This window comes from sulfur-oxidizing endosymbiont of Gigantopelta aegis (assembly GCF_016097415.1).
Taxonomy (GTDB): domain Bacteria; phylum Pseudomonadota; class Gammaproteobacteria; order GRL18; family GRL18; genus GRL18.
The window spans coordinates 641180-658391 of sequence record NZ_JAEHGE010000001.1; the positions used below are offsets into that span (position 1 = coordinate 641180).

16 protein-coding genes and 2 pseudogenes are annotated in these 17212 nt (G+C 37.7%); 10 read left to right on the forward strand and 8 right to left on the reverse strand.

The window, feature by feature from the left end:
- Positions 1–24: 24 nt before the first annotated feature.
- The 6 genes from JEU79_RS03185 to JEU79_RS03205 all read right to left on the reverse strand — a co-directional run bounded on the left by JEU79_RS03185 (position 25) and on the right by JEU79_RS03205 (position 5302).
- Positions 25–303, reverse strand: coding sequence for a hypothetical protein (locus JEU79_RS03185; RefSeq protein WP_198262935.1), 279 nt, complete (start codon positions 301–303; stop codon positions 25–27).
- Between the two features lie 48 nt (positions 304–351).
- Positions 352–1704 carry an HD-GYP domain-containing protein gene (locus JEU79_RS03190; protein ID WP_246539958.1) on the reverse strand — a complete coding sequence of 451 codons (1353 nt, stop codon included), beginning with the start codon at positions 1702–1704 and terminating at the stop codon, positions 352–354.
- A gap of 40 nt (positions 1705–1744) precedes the next feature.
- A complete protein-coding gene (locus JEU79_RS27280; protein WP_281400821.1) occupies positions 1745–1867 on the reverse strand; it encodes a hypothetical protein in 123 nt (40 codons plus the stop codon).
- Between the two features lie 163 nt (positions 1868–2030).
- Positions 2031–3950 (reverse strand): sulfatase-like hydrolase/transferase, encoded by a 1920-nt coding sequence (locus tag JEU79_RS03195; protein WP_198262936.1) that lies wholly within the window; start codon positions 3948–3950, stop codon positions 2031–2033.
- 67 nt (positions 3951–4017) lie between these two features.
- Positions 4018–4731 carry a phosphatase PAP2 family protein gene (locus tag JEU79_RS03200; protein ID WP_198262937.1) on the reverse strand — a complete coding sequence of 238 codons (714 nt, stop codon included), beginning with the start codon at positions 4729–4731 and terminating at the stop codon, positions 4018–4020.
- Positions 4721–5302: a sulfatase-like hydrolase/transferase gene (locus tag JEU79_RS03205; RefSeq protein ID WP_198265838.1), complete on the reverse strand. Its 582-nt coding sequence runs from the start codon at positions 5300–5302 to the stop codon at positions 4721–4723. The genes JEU79_RS03200 and JEU79_RS03205 overlap by 11 nt, the downstream gene beginning before the upstream one ends.
- A 44-nt stretch (positions 5303–5346) precedes the next feature.
- Here JEU79_RS03205 and JEU79_RS03210 point away from each other — a divergent pair, with 44 nt between their 5' ends.
- From JEU79_RS03210 to JEU79_RS03250, 10 genes and pseudogenes are all read left to right on the forward strand, one after another.
- Positions 5347–6846 (forward strand): IS1 family transposase, encoded by a 1500-nt coding sequence (locus JEU79_RS03210; protein ID WP_198262938.1) that lies wholly within the window; start codon positions 5347–5349, stop codon positions 6844–6846.
- A 30-nt stretch (positions 6847–6876) separates the two neighbouring features.
- A pseudogene (locus JEU79_RS03215) lies at positions 6877–8034 on the forward strand (IS3 family transposase).
- 276 nt (positions 8035–8310) lie between these two features.
- A complete protein-coding gene (locus tag JEU79_RS03220) occupies positions 8311–8577 on the forward strand; it encodes a hypothetical protein (protein ID WP_246539962.1) in 267 nt (88 codons plus the stop codon).
- 68 nt (positions 8578–8645) lie between these two features.
- The gene (locus tag JEU79_RS03225) at positions 8646–8945 is read left to right on the forward strand and encodes a hypothetical protein (RefSeq protein ID WP_198262939.1); all 300 of its coding nucleotides are present in this window, start codon (positions 8646–8648) and stop codon (positions 8943–8945) included.
- A gap of 92 nt (positions 8946–9037) precedes the next feature.
- Positions 9038–9328 carry a hypothetical protein gene (locus JEU79_RS03230; RefSeq protein ID WP_198262940.1) on the forward strand — a complete coding sequence of 97 codons (291 nt, stop codon included), beginning with the start codon at positions 9038–9040 and terminating at the stop codon, positions 9326–9328.
- Positions 9329–9372: 44 nt separating this feature from the next.
- The gene (locus JEU79_RS03235) at positions 9373–9792 is read left to right on the forward strand and encodes a cupredoxin domain-containing protein (protein WP_198262481.1); all 420 of its coding nucleotides are present in this window, start codon (positions 9373–9375) and stop codon (positions 9790–9792) included.
- Complete coding sequence (locus JEU79_RS03240) at positions 9759–10133, forward strand: DNA methyltransferase family protein (RefSeq protein ID WP_198262941.1); 375 nt, start codon at positions 9759–9761, stop codon at positions 10131–10133. The genes JEU79_RS03235 and JEU79_RS03240 overlap by 34 nt, the downstream gene beginning before the upstream one ends.
- Positions 10134–10247: 114 nt before the next feature.
- Positions 10248–10484 (forward strand): annotated as a pseudogene (locus JEU79_RS25955) (transposase); the annotation flags it as partial.
- Positions 10462–11325: an IS3 family transposase gene (locus tag JEU79_RS03245; protein WP_246539963.1), complete on the forward strand. Its 864-nt coding sequence runs from the start codon at positions 10462–10464 to the stop codon at positions 11323–11325. The pseudogene JEU79_RS25955 and the gene JEU79_RS03245, both read left to right, overlap by 23 nt.
- A gap of 371 nt (positions 11326–11696) precedes the next feature.
- A complete protein-coding gene (locus JEU79_RS03250; protein WP_246539964.1) occupies positions 11697–13472 on the forward strand; it encodes a Na/Pi cotransporter family protein in 1776 nt (591 codons plus the stop codon).
- Between the two features lie 390 nt (positions 13473–13862).
- On the opposite strand, the gene glmS is transcribed toward JEU79_RS03250, so the two are convergent.
- Positions 13863–15689: a glutamine--fructose-6-phosphate transaminase (isomerizing) gene (glmS, locus tag JEU79_RS03255; RefSeq protein ID WP_198262942.1), complete on the reverse strand. Its 1827-nt coding sequence runs from the start codon at positions 15687–15689 to the stop codon at positions 13863–13865.
- A gap of 10 nt (positions 15690–15699) precedes the next feature.
- Positions 15700–17097: a bifunctional UDP-N-acetylglucosamine diphosphorylase/glucosamine-1-phosphate N-acetyltransferase GlmU gene (gene glmU, locus JEU79_RS03260; protein ID WP_198262943.1), complete on the reverse strand. Its 1398-nt coding sequence runs from the start codon at positions 17095–17097 to the stop codon at positions 15700–15702.
- Positions 17098–17212: the final 115 nt, after the last annotated feature.

The following is a 17212-nucleotide window of genomic DNA, read 5'->3' on the forward strand; positions in this document are numbered from 1 at the left end:
CCTGTGAATTTACTTTAAATACGTTTACTTTTTCTCGTTCTCCAGAGCTTTGTCTGTAATAGTTTTACACAAGACTAACACTTTCATAATAATCTGCTTAAGCTCGTCATCCGCAGATTTTGAAAAATGTTCATTCTTTTTAGCATCTGTAAAAACTTCATCTAAAAAAGCAATATCATAAGCATCAAGTTTCTCACCATCATTTACTTTATTTTTTATATCCATTAACCTTGGTAAACGGTGTTTTTCAAATCGTTCTAATAATACTTCCAGAATAAGTTTGTCTTTCATTTTGTTTGGCATGTTCATCTCCTTTTAGCCATGTACTTCCAAATATCATAGCTATATTTTTTATTCAAACACATCTTTATACTGATCTCTGACAGAAAAGAATCTATCAACATTAGCAATAAATAAGCTCACCAGTTCTGGATCAAAATGCTTACCACTTTGTGATTTAATAAAATCAATAATTTTTTTATCCGGCCATGATTTTTTATAACAGCGATCCGATGCCAAAGCATCAAACACATCAACCACCGCAGTAATGCGACCAAAGATATGAATATCTTTGCCTTTTAAGCCTCTGGGATAACCACTGCCATCCCATTTTTCATGGTGTTCATGGGCAACGATTGCTGCCGCTTTAACTAAAGGTTTATTAGAAAACTTTAGCATATCATAGCCCTGAGTGGTATGTGTGTCCATCACCGCACGTTCTTCATCGGTTAGCTTGCCTGGCTTATTTAAAATGCTATCAGGTATCGCAATTTTGCCAATATCATGCATGGGCGAAACTTCTTTAAGCATTTCTGCTTCACTATTTTTTAGCCCATATTCCAAGGCCAATATACGCGAGAATTCGGCTACCCGTTTGACATGGTTGCCGGTTTCTTTAGAGCGGCTTTCGCCAATAGCGCCCATCGTTAGCACAACTTCACTTTGAGTTTCTTCTATTTCATGGTTGAGATTTTTTATTTCCGCGATACCTGCTTCAACCCTTTCTTCTAAATTTTCATTCAGATCCTTAAGTTGGTTTTGCGCAATCAAACGCGCATCAATCATTTCATTGGCCATATCAGCCATTTTTTTAAACTCGGTATAGGTGAATTTTTTTCCGTCTAAATGTTTATAGGAGGTTTTGGCCTGCTTAAAAAACAATAGAAACTTATCAAAGGACTGTGCTAATGAGCGAAAAATTAAAAGAATACTTAATAATAAAATACACCCAGTAATGACTATTATTATGGTACTGGTACGCTTACTTTGAACCAAACTTTCATCAAAATGCGGCGTAAGTTCTTGCTTCATGCGCGTTAAACTTTCCTCAATCATATCGGCAGCAAAATTTAATTCGGTATAGCGGGTCAATCGCTGCTCGGGTAATGCCATTGCCGTATTGTTGATATAACTATAGAAGCGGCGCTCATAATCCTTGATAAGCGGTTGCAAAATGGGTAAATCATCATTGTTGGCTTTGACCCGTTTGGCCAAAGAAATAAGACGTTGCAGGGTTTGTTGAAAGCTGGCTAAATATTTTTTATGCTGCGCTAAATAATGAGAATTTTGTTCTACGAAATATTTCTTTTCTGCATGACGTAATTGCAGAATATCCACGTTCATACTTAGAATTTCATTATTAGCCGTATTATAAAGTTCGATTTGTTTCAAATAAAACACTTGATTCAAATACAGTACCAACATACTTGCCAAGCTAATAATCAATACCAAAAACAGTCTCAACTTAACAGAATTCATTAAAAACCCTATCAATTTTGTCTTCAATTTGAATAAATAATGCCTGATGCTCAAAAGCGCTTAAAAACATGATGGCCGGGCTTACCAATCCGTGCTGTATTTTATCCATTTACTTATATCCTTGTTAGTGGCATTTGATACAACGCCACTATTGATAATAATGGATACAAGTTCAAAGATAAAGTGAATTTTTTCAACTATCTGCGTTTAGACCACCGTAGGGTGGGCATATAAAAAAATCTATTTACGGATGGGCACTCATTAACTTCAATTCAACAATCTTTGCAAATAAACTGGCTACCCTGCTCATAAATTTTGTCTATTGCAGACTTATAATTCTCTGCCACAATAATGCTTTCTGCCTTAGTCACTAACTTGTCATTCGCGGTTCTAATGGCAATGCGATTCGCGCTTTTACCCGTGAAAGGAAATGTCAGCTTGTACTTCTCATCAATATAGGAGAGATAATTATAATTGCCGGCAACAAAAAACTTTCTATGATCAGTCAATAAGCTCTGCCCGAAGGAATAGCTTTCCGGTGCTGAGAGCACACCAATTAAGGGTAAAATAGTGGCTGGGATATCCAGATGAGAAGTTAAATAATTGATTGATCTAGCTGGCTCACCTGGAATAGCCATGACCATTGGCACTCGAATTTGTTCTTCTGGAAAAACAGCATTATGGCCATGCCCCCAATGACCTTTTTCCATAAACTCTTCACCATGATCGCCGGTAATGATGACAATGGTATTGTTATCCAATTGCATCGCCTTAAGTGCTTCCAATAACCGCCCCACTTGGCTGTCTACATAATGCGAGGCATTAATATAACGGTTTTTTATCAAGCCAATATTATTGCGTAAATTTAATTTCGCATAATTCATTTCTTCAATATACTCTTTTCGAATAGCCGATGACTCAGGAAATTGATAGGGCGCGTGAGTTGCTTCAAAGAACATAAAACTAAAAAATGGCTTATTCACATCACGATTTTTAATCGCACTAATAATATCAGTAATATTCTGCTCATCTCGTCGCCATGTATCCGGATCTTCATTTAAGGCCTGCATATCTTCTTTTGGCACATTAACAAAAATCGTGTTATTTAACTCAGGATAAGTAAAACTTTGGCTGGTATTGATTTGCAATTGATAACCTTGTGCCATTAAAGCATCAAGAATAGGACTACTGATCCGTTGCTCTTCAAAGGTATACCAATACGGTGCATAGAGACCATAAAACATAGAAAAAAGCCCCATTCGGGTACGATTACCACCGCTATAATGTCTGTTGAAGCGTAGATTTTGTTCTGAATACGCCCATGTTTTAGGCATAATTTCCGGTGTTAGCATATCCCAACGCAGTGATTCAGCCACTAACCAGACAATATTAGGCTTATTTGTTTTTATAGAAGAGCCGGTTTTATAGGAGTCTGCTTTATACACCAGAGGGGTCGATGGATACTTAACTTTTCCATGAGACATTTTTCTAACTGATGAAGCCGGCTTAAAACCTGAACGCTTAAGAAATGAATTAAACGTCGTATTGAGATTTAAAGGAAAAGTGCTTGATGCGCTAACAATTTCAAATTCGCCTAAGGAAGCAAGCACACCATGTGACACCTCTTCTAGTGCAAAAAATAATAAAAACAACCAGAGCACACTACGTGCTTTAATTTTTATCTCAAAAAAACGTTTTTCCTTCACTATAATTTGTTGATGCAGAATATAAAAAAATCCCAGCATTGCACTGATAAAAAACACCACTTGAATCGTCATCGTTTGTATCGTCGCATTGGTCACACCCAACGATTCAATGCCACCCGGTGTCATGATTAAATTAATGACAAAACTGTCAATATGATAGCCATATAAGTTATATAAATAATAATCTGAATATAAAAATAATAGCGTCAGAATGCTGATCAACAAAATAGTGGCAAAAATAAATTTCAGTATCTTTTCATTGGAAGCATAACGGTGATATAAAAACAGCAATGTTTTTGCTATGAAAAAAGTCGGTAAGAGATAATAAAATGAATAGCTCAGCCAGACATACAAAGTAAAAAAATTGGTTGATACACTCGTACTGTCAATTTCAGCCATAAATTGAGCTGTCAATACTAATATAAGTAAATAAACAGCGATAAGAAAAACATTAATGAAGTAATTGTTATTATTTTTATTGGTCATTATTATCTAATTTGAATTTTGTTAAAGAACACATGGCATAGCATAAACTGCAATACTTAACACAAGCTTAAATTGTTGGTTCTTTTGCTAAAAAATAACGATAAAAGAATAAATTGATCATCCAACAAATAAATACTGTCGTTACATCATGGGATATAAAATGTGCTCCTCTCAATTGCTGAGAAAAACCAAAGATCAGCCCTGCACTAGCAACAACAAGCAATACTTTCCATGCCTGTTTAGGGAAATAATGATAAGCAAAAAAATACAATGAAAAAAAGGCATAAGCAGCACTGGCATGACCTGAAGGAAAACATTTGCCCCCGTTATCTGCTACAAACAAGCGATTCAGCCAGTCATAATAGGCAATATCACCACCCAATCCTGATATTGACCACGGACAATCTATTTGGGTGAGTGATTTTAACAACGTGATACTCAGCGTTGCCACTATGGTACTGATAACCAGATACTCGAGACCTTTATGATAGGCTTGAGCAAGCCTTATAGGACATCGTTTAAAGAATGATATTATATAAAGGAATGTTAACAATAGATAACCAGCAATAGCCAAGTATTTACCATAGTGATGAATGATGACCTCAGTATAAAAATTATCCTTTAAAAGCCAAGCGCCATTTTGCATATCATAAAAATATAATGATAGGCTATAATCCCATTGCAGTTGATAAATCATAAAGATTGCAACAATGTAAATTATAAGCGGCAAAAACAAGTGGCTCATAAAGAACGTATTTTTAACAGTGTTTTTAACAGTCATGCACACCTATAGCTGCAGACTTCCTATTACATACGTTAATGCTTGAGGCCTTGATTTTTTCATTATTCACAGACCAAGCATTCATTCTGTTTTTCAATAAATACGCTGCGGTTTGATAGTAGGCAATCGTTTTTTCCAACAAGGAAAAATTCTGTTCTGCTAATGCTTTATTACTTGGCTCAAGTAAGCTTGTTGTATATTGTACGGTTTGTTTTTTTGGCTTTAAAATACTCAGTATATCCTGTTGATAGAGACCTAAGTATTGATAATTACCAATCAATGCCAATGAGTTTTCTCTTCTTTCAGACAACATATCCTGACCAAAGAACCATGATTCATAATCCATGTTTAAGATGGCAAGAATTGTCGGTGCCACATCAATCTGTCCACCACGTTTTGCTATCATTTGAGCCTCTAAATGCTTAGGACTGTATATCCAAAGAGGAATTTGATATTTCTTAATGGGTAAATTTTCTCTACCAGCACTGCCGGCATTGTGATCCGCTAAAATAACAAACACCGTATCTTCAAACCAAGCCGATAAATAAAGGTGTTGATAAATGCGATAAATTAAGCTATTATTCTTGTAAAATCAACATTTAAGGGGATATCTAAATGGATAAAATATCTTCTGATATAAAACAACCAAGAATTCCAGTTGAAATTAACGATATTCAGGTTAATTTTTGCAAAAATCCATTGTGCCAAAATTATGGTGTTCCTGCCAGCACAGAAAGCCAAGTTAAACTCCATAAATCACAAAAAGACTGCTACAAATTATCAAGTGGTAGTCGAAAGCCAGTTACTAAACTGATTTGCAAGTCTTGTAATGAGTTATTCCCAGTTAAGAGCAATCAAGGAATTTGGGATGAATTACAGCGAATTGAAGAATATTTAAAAGAAACTCCAGAGGTGTCATGCCCTGATAATTCATGTAAAAATAATCTCATTAGTATTAAGTTAGGAAAAGAATTTTACCAGTCTTTTGGGAAAACAAAATCAGGTTCTAGTCGTTATCGATGCAAGTCTTGTAAGAAAACATTTTCAGTTAAACAATCTACAACTGGTCAAAAACAGCCTCATAAAAACAATCTTATTTTCAAACTTCTAATGAATAAATCCCCTTTAAGGCGAATCTGTGAAGTTGCTGATGTTGGTATGGCGACTGTTTATGCAAAAATTGATTTTCTGCATAAACAGTGCATGACCTTTGTATCAGAAAGAGAACAGAGGTTAATTAAAAGCAATATAAAGCGACTTTATGTTATCGTGGATAGACAGGAATATATTGTTAATTGGACAAGACGAGAAGATAAACGAAATATTAAACTTTCAGCAATCGGTAGTGCTGACAATGAAACGGGCTACGTATTTCAAATGAATTTAAACTATGATCCTTGTATTAGCCCTATTGAAATAGAAGAAAATGCTTTATCTGTTAATGATTATAATGCCCAATACGCCTATCGAAAACATGCAAGATTCTGGTTGAATGGTGATTATAAAGAGAGTGTGAAAAATTCAAGATCCAAAAAGACAAATGGATCATCTTTAAGTGCCGATATATCAGCAACATACAAGGATGCAATTTCTCGTGATGATATAGAAGAATCAGAAGCTCTCTATCAAGTACAAAAATTGCCTCAAAATGGAATGCAGATCCATTCTGAATATACGATGTATGGACATTTCTTTTTTATACATAAATTGTTCAGTGGTGTTGAAAAAATCAGATTCTTTTTAGATCAAGATTCTGGAATGAGAGCAACCTGCTTAACAGCTTTCCATAACGAAATAAAAAATAGAAGCTGTGATGCTTTTTATGTTCGAATAACAAAGGATTTAACTGTTGATGAAAAGCGGAGAACTTTAAATGATTCCAGGAACTATTTTTCAGATCAGCAAAAAGAACACCCTGATTTATCAAAAAATAAAATAAAATTAAAAATAATAAAAGATCGATTAGAAAACATGCAGGAAATTGGAAACTGGAAAGATAAATGGCTTTTACACCCTTTTCCTAATATGTCTGAACCAGAAAAAGCGATTTGTTATCTTACTGATTATGGTGACTATAATGTGGTTATACTTAACCGGACACACAACTTAAAATAACTAAAAGATAAAAAGTGTGACCTAAAATGAATGATCAAACAAAAAAAACCGAATAAAAGCTATACATCAGAATTTAAAGAATCAGCTGTCAAATTAGCTAATGAGACGGATCAACCTGTTTCTCAGACTGCCAGGGAGCTAGGTGTTAATGTAAATACTCTACATACCTGGATCAGTAAATATTCCAAACCGGTGAAGACGGTAGCCAATAGAAGTGATGAACACATTTATGATGAAGTAAAACGTCTGAAAAAAGAATTGGCAAAAGTGATTCAGGAGCGTGATTTATTAAAAAGGCCACAGCGTACTTTGCAAGGGAAACTTTGTGAAGTACGCATGGATAACTGATCAGGCTAAAGATTACCCGGTAACGATTCTGTGCCGTTTTATGGATGTTTCCCGTAGTTGCTATTATGATTGGGTTAGCTCTCCTAAAACGGATAGAGAGAAAGAAAATGAAGCGCTTACTGAGCAGCTAAAAAACTGTTTGAAGACAGTCGCAAGACTTATGGAACCCGTCGTCTTAAAAGAAAACTGGCTGAAAAAGGCGTTCATATAAGCCGCCGGAGAATTGGTCGATTAATGAAAAAAGCCGGTTTGTTTTGTAAAACGAAGAGACGCTTTAAAGCGACGACTAATTCCAAGCATAATAAGCGTATATCTCCAAATTTACTGGAAAGAGAGTTTACTGTCTCTCAACCTGATCGCTACTATGTGGGTGATATTACCTATATTGCCACCAAGGAAGGCTGGTTATATTTAGCGGTTGTCATTGACTTATTCTCTAGGCAAATTGTTGGCTGGTCGATGGATGAGCGAATGAAAGCCAAGCTAGTCAATGATGCTTTACTGATGGCCATATGGAAGCGTAAACCAATGGATGGATTGCTTTGGCATACTGACCGAGGTAGCCAATATGCCTCTGATAGTCATAGAAAAATATTGTCGGATCATAACATAATTCAGTCTATGAGCCGCAAAGGAAATTGCTGGGACAATGCTGTATCAGAGAGCTTCTTTCATAGTTTGAAAACTGAATTGACGCACCATTGTCGATTCAAAACCAGAGTAGAAGCAAAGCAGGCAATATTTGAATATATTGAGGTATTTTATAATCGGGAGCGACTTCATTCGGCTAATGATTATTTGTCACCAGTCGATTATGAAATACAGCAGGAAATAGCTTAAATCGATTGATTGAAGAGGGGTAAAGGCGACATAAATGCCGCCCATTACCGTTGACGGCCATCGGCTCCTCAGCCTGTGCCGTGAAGATATTGTAACAGGATCATTACCGTTGTGAAAATACCTTGGGTGAATGGAACGGCTCTATCGTTCCAGAGGGCAAAGCCCTTTCTCTTCATCTGTTTAAAGTTAACATGAGAAACTAAAATGATAGGAAATACAAAATGACAAAAATCACTTGAAACAGCCAAAAAAATATTTAGAAAACTGTCCGGAAAAGTGTTGACACATCACTATGATGAAGACCATCAGGCATGGTTATATAACAAAGCCTCCATGCATGGGATTGATAATTTTTTTATGCAGGTTAGACGTAGATTATCATTATTAGAGCGAGTTATTTCATCTGCCAGCAGTTCTGGCAGAAGGTGGTATGGGTATTCTGCTTACAACCCAAAGAACATTGTTAAGTTACTCGATATATTCCGAGTTTATTATAATTATTGTATTGCAGGAAAAGACAAAAAACACCCGCTATGCGTTTAGGTCTGGCAAAAGGCATTGTTAGTCCAGAAGACATCATTTATTTTTCACCTAATTAACTATGAGCCATTATGAATAAAACAATTTTCAAACAACTTAAGAAAGACAAAGGTAACTGGCTCAATGAAACAGAAGTACGCCAGGGATGGATAAAGATTATTGGTGATGCTTTAAATATTCCTTTTCAAATGGAGAGGCAAAGAGTTGATGCCAGTTATAACAGAGTTATTATTGAATTTAAGGATAAGGGCTTATTTAATGGCAGTATTTCCAGTTCTGCATTTAAAAATGCGGTGTTTGATCGCTTAAAAAAATATATCCCGACTCGTGCTAAACTCGAATCCCTCGACAATGAGGATTATATTGAATAGTTACCGATGCAGAGCATATTGCATTTGCACGGTACAGCCGAGGAAAAATAGTTCATGATGCATTATTACCATTAAGTGAATCCAGTGTATCTTTGATAGTTAAGGCTCTGACTGATTGTAAATGGGTTCCTGTTACATCAGAAAATCTAATCACTGATTTTGGTCATAGTTCTGATGCTGGCTGTAATATGTTACAGGCTTTATCTGACGCATTATCAGAGCGACTGGAAAAGAAAAATAATAATAAAATAAAAATGATCTTTGAAGAGTGGAAAGCTCTTTATGGACAAACATCAAATCTTTCCATCAGCCAAGTGAATGGGATTCTTGATAATATTGATTTCAAGTCAATTTCTCTGAACAAAAAAAGTCTGAAGAATTGAAGATCCCTGTTGCACTTTTTGTCATACATACTTACAACTCTCTTTTGATAAAAATTCTTGGTGCAGAAGTTGTTGCCGAACATGCACTAACCACTTATAAAGGATTTATCAGAGAAACAGTCAGCCTTGATGGTCAATTATTAATTGACCGAATGGAATATGAAATTGAACAGGGTAATTTCTTTTCTGGTGCTGGAATAAATGGGTTTGGAGAAGAAGTTATTTTCAGTTGGTATCTTGATGTTGCAAGATTGAAACAACATCAAGCCAAAATAATTGATGGATTAAAAGGTATTTTGCTTTCATTCTCCATGTATAGAGCGGATAAATTAACTTCCGCACGTTCAAAAGATGTTCTTAAGTCGTTTTATCAAGATCTCGTGCCAAATGAGCTACGAAAAGTCTGGGTGAAGTTTATACACCAGAATGGTTGGTTGAAGTCACTCTGGATAGAATCAATGTAAAAAATTTTTTAACTCAACGATTTCTTGATCCAACATGTGGTTCAGCTTCTTTCTTACTGGCTTTAATCAGGAAAATAAAAATACAAGCAACAGATGATGGGTGGGGTGATTTAGAAGTGTTAAAACACATCATAAACAATGTCTGGGGCTTTGATTTAAATCCTTTAGCAGTCCAGACTGCCCGAGTGAATATATTAATCGCTATTTCTGATTTATTAGACAATAACAAAGGAACAGATATAGAAATACCGATTCTTTTAGCGGATGCAGTGTATTCCCCAGCTCGAAATCCTAAAAAAGATGAATTAATGTGGCTATACTTAACCGGACACACAACTTAAAATAACTAAAAGATAAAAAGTGTGACCTAAAATGAATGATCAAACAAAAAACCGAATAAAAGCTATACATCAGAATTTAAAGAATCAGCTGTCAAATTAGCTAATGAGACGGATCAACCCGTTTCTCAGACTGCCAGGGAGCTAGGTGTTAATGTAAATACTCTACATACCTGGATCAGTAAATATTCCAAACCGGTGAAGACGGTAGCCAATAGAAGTGATGAACACATTTATGATGAAGTAAAACGTCTGAAAAAAGAATTGGCAAAAGTGATTCAGGAGCGTGATTTATTAAAAAGGCCACAGCGTACTTTGCAAGGGAAACTTTGTGAAGTACGCATGGATAACTGATCAGGCTAAAGATTACCCGGTAACGATTCTGTGCCGTTTTATGGATGTTTCCCGTAGTTGCTATTATGATTGGGTTAGCTCTCCTAAAACGGATAGAGAGAAAGAAAATGAAGCGCTTACTGAGCAGCTAAAAAACTGTTTGAAGACAGTCGCAAGACTTATGGAACCCGTCGTCTTAAAAAGAAAACTGGCTGAAAAAGGCGTTCATATAAGCCGCCGGAGAATTGGTCGATTAATGAAAAAAGCCGGTTTGTTTTGTAAAACGAAGAGACGCTTTAAAGCGACGACTAATTCCAAGCATAATAAGCGTATATCTCCAAATTTACTGGAAAGAGAGTTTACTGTCTCTCAACCTGATCGCTACTATGTGGGTGATATTACCTATATTGCCACCAAGGAAGGCTGGTTATATTTAGCGGTTGTCATTGACTTATTCTCTAGGCAAATTGTTGGCTGGTCGATGGATGAGCGAATGAAAGCCAAGCTAGTCAATGATGCTTTACTGATGGCCATATGGAAGCGTAAACCAATGGATGGATTGCTTTGGCATACTGACCGAGGTAGCCAATATGCCTCTGATAGTCATAGAAAAATATTGTCGGATCATAACATAATTCAGTCTATGAGCCGCAAAGGAAATTGCTGGGACAATGCTGTATCAGAGAGCTTCTTTCATAGTTTGAAAACTGAATTGACGCACCATTGTCGATTCAAAACCAGAGTAGAAGCAAAGCAGGCAACATTTGAATATATTGAGGTATTTTATAATCGGGAGCGACTTCATTCGGCTAATGATTATTTGTCACCAGTCGATTATGAAATACAGCAGGAAATAGCTTAAATCGATTGATTGAAGAGGGGTAAAAGGCGACATAAATGCCGCCCATTACCGTTGACGGCCATCGGCTCCTCAGCCTGTGCCGTGAAGATATTGTAACAGGATCATTACCGTTGTGAAAATACCTTGGGTGAATGGAACGGCTCTATCGTTCCAGAGGGCAAAGCCCTTTCTCTTCATCTGTTTAAAGTTAACATGAGAAACTAAAATGATAGGAAATACAAAATGACAAAAATCACTTGAAACAGCCAAAAAAATATTTAGAAAACTGTCCGGAAAAGTGTTGACACATCAGACAGTGATGGCTATGAAGAACCCGACTACCCCTACTCATGGGTTCCTGATAAATTTTAAGCAATTAAGGCACAAACAGAATGAATTTAAAATATAAATCGAGTGGTTTAATTTTCCTTGCTTTCATCTTTGTTAGCTGGGCAGTTACTTCCGTAGCGGGTATGCCAGCCGCAAGTGCCTCAATAAAACACGCGACAATTGATTGGCTACAAGTAGGCATGGGGCTTTTTGGTGGTTTGGCACTTTTCCTTGCTGGACTGGACATGCTATCAGAAGGCCTAAAAAAAGCATCCGGTGAAACCCTGAAAATACTCTTATCTAAGTTAACGACCAATCGTTTTATGGGTGCTCTCACAGGTGCCTTTGTTACCGGGGTTTTAAATTCATCATCTGTGACTACTGTACTTGTTGTCAGTTTTATTACTGCAGGCGTTATGACTTTAAGCCAATCTGTCGGCATCATCATGGGAGCCAATATTGGCAGCACCGTTACCGCACAGTTATTAGCCTTTAATCTGGCAGCTTATGCTTTGCTACCCATTGCCATTGGTTTTTTTATGACTTTTACCGCCAAGCGTGAAAAAGTAAAATACTATGGCATGATGCTTATGGGTTTAGGTTTAGTCTTTTTCGGCATGGGGCTCATGAGTGATGCCATGAAACCTCTAAGAACCTTTGAACCCTTCATTGAATTTTTAGAGTCAATGAAAAACCCCATTATTGGTGTTTTAGCCGGTGCGATTTTTACCGGACTGGTGCAGTCATCAGCGGCAACTGTTGGTATTGCAATAGCAATGGCCAGTGAGGGTCTATTAAGCCTACCTGCAGGAATTGCACTGGCTCTGGGGGCAAATATTGGTACCTGTGTCACCGCGATGCTATCTGCATTGGGCAAGCCCGTTGAAGCAGTTCGTGCAGCCGTAGTACATGTTTTATTTAATGTCCTGGGTGTTTTATTATGGATTATGTTTATTCCACAATTAGCAGAATTTGCGATAGCGATGTCACCCGTTACTCAGCAAGTTGCCGGAGAAGCAACTAATTCTGATATTCCACGACAAATTGCTAATGCTAACACCCTGTTTAATGTGATCAATACTATTATTTTTATTGGTTTTACCGGTTGGTTCGCCAAATTAGCTACCCGTCTAGCCCCCACCCCCACGAGGAAAAAGGGTGTGATCATTGAACCCAAATATCTCAATACTGACTCCATTGAAACACCCTCCCTGTCTCTTGGGATGGTGCGCATGGAATTAGGTCACCTGGGTGGATTAATTAATACCATGATACAATCAATTCAACCTGCAATTATTGGCAAAAATCAAAAGCAAATTGATAAAATTATTTCAATGGATAATAAAGTTAAAATTTTGGTTGATGCCATTTTTCAATACATGAGCTTATTAAGAAAAGAGCCCTTAACAGAAAAAGAAAGCATTGATTTTCAAACCATGATGACTGCAACAACGCTGATGGATCAAATTTCTGATGTCATTAGCAATGATCTTTGTGAAACCGCACTCTATTATATTGAAAGTGGGCAAGTGCCAAGTAAAATTACCAGAGAATTACTGAAAAACTACTATCAGGATGTCTGTCATTCAGTACAGGATGCAATCAAAGCAATCAGTAACAATGATCAACTGATTGCTGAAAAAGTAATTCTTAGAAAATCAGAGATAAAAGCTTATTATAATAATCTTTTATCCAGAAAATCCAGTCACCTCGGCAGCGAAGAACCTAACTATCTGGAAAAAGCACGCCAAGAAATGTCCTTAATGGATAAGCTTTTCCGAGTCTATTCACACGCTAGTGGAATTGCTAATGTAGTGTTGCCACAAGCTTTGAAATAAACATAAATTAATCACAATAAAGACTACCGGTGGCCCCTAATTGAGTAATTACAAGGGCTATAGTAGCCCCCGAAAACTGGGCAATGGGTTAAGATATAAGAGCCAACCTAATGGGAAACCTAAAAATAAGAATCTTTATATCCTAGATATTTCCGCTTTGTGCTTCTGACAATTAAATAAGGAAATACTAATTATACAGCTAAGAGACGGGATGGTAACTGACTACCTGAATGCCCATTATGAATTGGTAAACAGCCTCTTCTTTAAAATGAATTAATTTCCCGCTATATGCTATATCCCACATCAATTTATTAAAGATTTAAAATGTCTGTTTACTGGGTATGATACTTTATCACTCTCCCACAATTATAATAATTTTTACACTACAAATTATTCAACAGTCACGCTTTTTGCCAAGTTACGAGGCTGATCAACATCAGTACCTTTAATTATGGCGACATGATAGGAAAGTAGTTGTAGCGGGATGGTAAAAACCATGGGGGCAATAAGTGAGCCAATTTCGCCGACTTTGATCACTTTGATGGCTTCTTCTTCCTCAAGCTCAGCATGGGTGTCGGCAAAGACATAGAGTTTGCCGCCACGGGTTTTGACTTCTTGCAGATTTGATTTGAGTTTGCCAATAAGCTCATTATTGGGGGCAACGGCGACAACGGGCATGTCGGCATCGACTAAGGCCAAGGGGCCATGTTTGAGTTCACCGGCAGGATAGGCTTCTGCGTGGATATAAGAAATTTCTTTCAGTTTTAATGCACCTTCCATGGCAATGGGGTATTGTGTGGCTCTACCAAGGAATAAGGTGTGATGCTTGTCGGAGAAATCTTTTGATAGTTCTTCAATTTCTTTGTCCAGTTTCAGTGCGCTTTCAATTTTACCGGGTAATTTTCGTAATGCACTGACGGCTTCTTTTTCTAAACGAGTATTGCCTTTTTCTTTGGCGACACAAATAACCAGCAAGAGTAGCGCGACTAATTGTGTTGTAAATGCCTTGGTGGATGCAACGCCAATTTCTGGCCCTGCATGGGTCATAAAGGCAAGACTTGACTCTCTTACCAAGGAGCTTTCTGGGACGTTACAAATCACTAATGAATGTTTAGCACCTTGTTTTTTTGCTTCTCTCAATGCCGCTAAGGTGTCAGCGGTTTCACCCGACTGTGAAATGGTGACTATCAATGTTTTGTCATTATAGACTGCTTTTCTATAACGAAATTCACTGGCCACTTCGATCATGCAGGGGATGCCAACGATGCCTTCAAACCAGTATTTTGCGACTAGGCCTGAGTGATAACTGGTACCACAGGCGATGATATAGACTGATTCGATTTCTTTGAATATTTTTTCTGCTTCAAAGCCAAAGGCATTGGTGAACACGTGTTCGTTATCAATACGACCTTCTAGGGTATCTGCCACTGCTTTGGGTTGTTCAAAGATTTCCTTCAGCATATAGTGGCGGTATTCACCCCGCTCAACTGCATCCGCGCTGATTTCACTTTTACGCATGGGACGTTCAACTTCGGTACCACTTGCATCATAAATGACAATTGAATCACGGGTAATGTCTGCAACATCACCTTCTTCAAGAAAGATGAATTGCTGTGTGACGGGTAGTAAGGCTGACACATCTGAGGCAATGAAATTCTCACCAATGCCGATGCCAATCACCAAGGGACTGCCACTGCGCGCGGCAATGAGACGCTCTTCTTTATTATCGATAACACCCAAAGCATAGGCACCGTCCAATTCCTTGATGGTGTCTAATACTGCATGGAGTAAGTCCTTACCCTGAGATTTATATTTTCCGATGAGGTGGACAATGCTTTCACTGTCTGTTTGTGAATAAAAAGTAACACCTTCTGCTTGCAGCTTTGCTTTGATACTTTCATAATTTTCGATAATGCCATTATGAACCAGAGCAACATTATCTTCACACATGTGTGGATGGGCATTATGTTTAGCGGGTTCACCATGTGTTGCCCAGCGTGTGTGGGCAACACCGATGCCACCTTTGAGAGGAATTTTTTCTAATTCATTGGCAAGTTCTGACACCTTGCCCATGGCTCTTTGACGGTTGATGGTTTTATTTTGATCTTGAATTGCCAAGCCTGCTGAATCATAGCCTCGGTATTCCAATCTTCTTAAACCTTCTATTAAAATGGCTTCTACATTACGCTCTGCAATAGCACCTACAATTCCACACATAGTTTTTCCTTTACGCCTTATTCTTTGATGGTCGTTTCCAGCCTTCGATCTTTTTTTGCGGTGCTCTGCTGAAGGTTAGCTTGTTTTCTTCGGCATCTTTATTCAAAGTCGAGCCTGCACCAATGGTAGCACCTTCGCCTATTTCGATTGGCGCAACCAGTGCTGTGTTTGAACCAATAAAAGCATTGTCACCAATTTTGGTGATATGTTTGTATGCGCCATCATAATTACAGGTGATGGTGCCTGCACCCACATTGACGTTTTTACCCATGTGGGTATCGCCGATATAGCTCAGGTGATTTACTTTTGAGCCTTGGGCGATTATGGATTTTTTAATCTCTACGAAGTTGCCTACTTTGGCATTCTCACCCAGTTCGGTATCAGGGCGTAAGCGAGCATAAGGACCTATATTACAGCCATTTCCCACTATGGATTTTTCTAATATACAGTTTTCTAAAATTTCTACATTATCACCAATGATCATATCCTTGATAATGCTATTGGCCCCTATTTTGACATTGTGACCAATTTTACATTGGCCTTCTATGATGACATTGATATCAATAATAACATCCATACCCAGTTCAACTTCACCGCGTAGATCAAATCTTGCGGGATCTTTGAGTGTCACGCCTTGGGTCATTAAACAAATAGCCTGGCGTTTTTGATATTCTCTTTCTAGGTCGGCTAATTGCAGCTTATTATTAATGCCTTCGATTTCTTTATGGTCTCTGACGATGTAGCTATTCACTGTTTCGCCTTCTTTAACTGCTAGTTCAATCAGGTCAGTGAGATAGTATTCGCCCTGGGCATTATTATTACCTATCTGACTGAGCCAGGTTTTTAGTTTTTCACCATTCACTACCATGACGCCGCTATTCACTTCGGTGATTGTTTTAATTTCTTCACTGGCATCTTTTTCTTCGACAATTTTTTCTATTTTATTGTCTGTTCTTACAATACGACCATAACCGCTTGGATTGTCTAAGTTGGCTGTGAGTAAGGCTAAATTTTGCTCAGCCTTGGCTATCAGTAATTTTTCTAGGGTTTCTTTGCTTAATAAGGGTACATCGCCGTAGAGAATCAAGACATTTGCTTCATCATTGATCGCGCCCACAGCCTGTTGTACGGCATGGCCTGTGCCTAATTGCTCTGTCTGCTCACACCAGAGTAGTGATTCATTGCTGAGTGTTTGCTTTACTTGCTCGCCACCATGACCATAAACCAGACTGATGGAGGATGCATCAAGTGCTTTGGCACTGTCTATGACATGTTGCACTAGGGCTTTTCCGGCGAGTTCATGTAATACCTTGGGGGTATTGGAATACATTCGGGTGCCTTTTCCGGCGGCGAGAATGATGACTTGAAGTGGAATCTGTGGCGTATTATGAGTTAAAGGTTCTGACATTGTTTCCTATTCACTTAAATTGACTGACTTTTGTTACAAACTATGGATTACTGACTACGGGAGAGAATTATGCATAATTCTCTATTATTGTATTTATTTATGATATTTTAAAGCT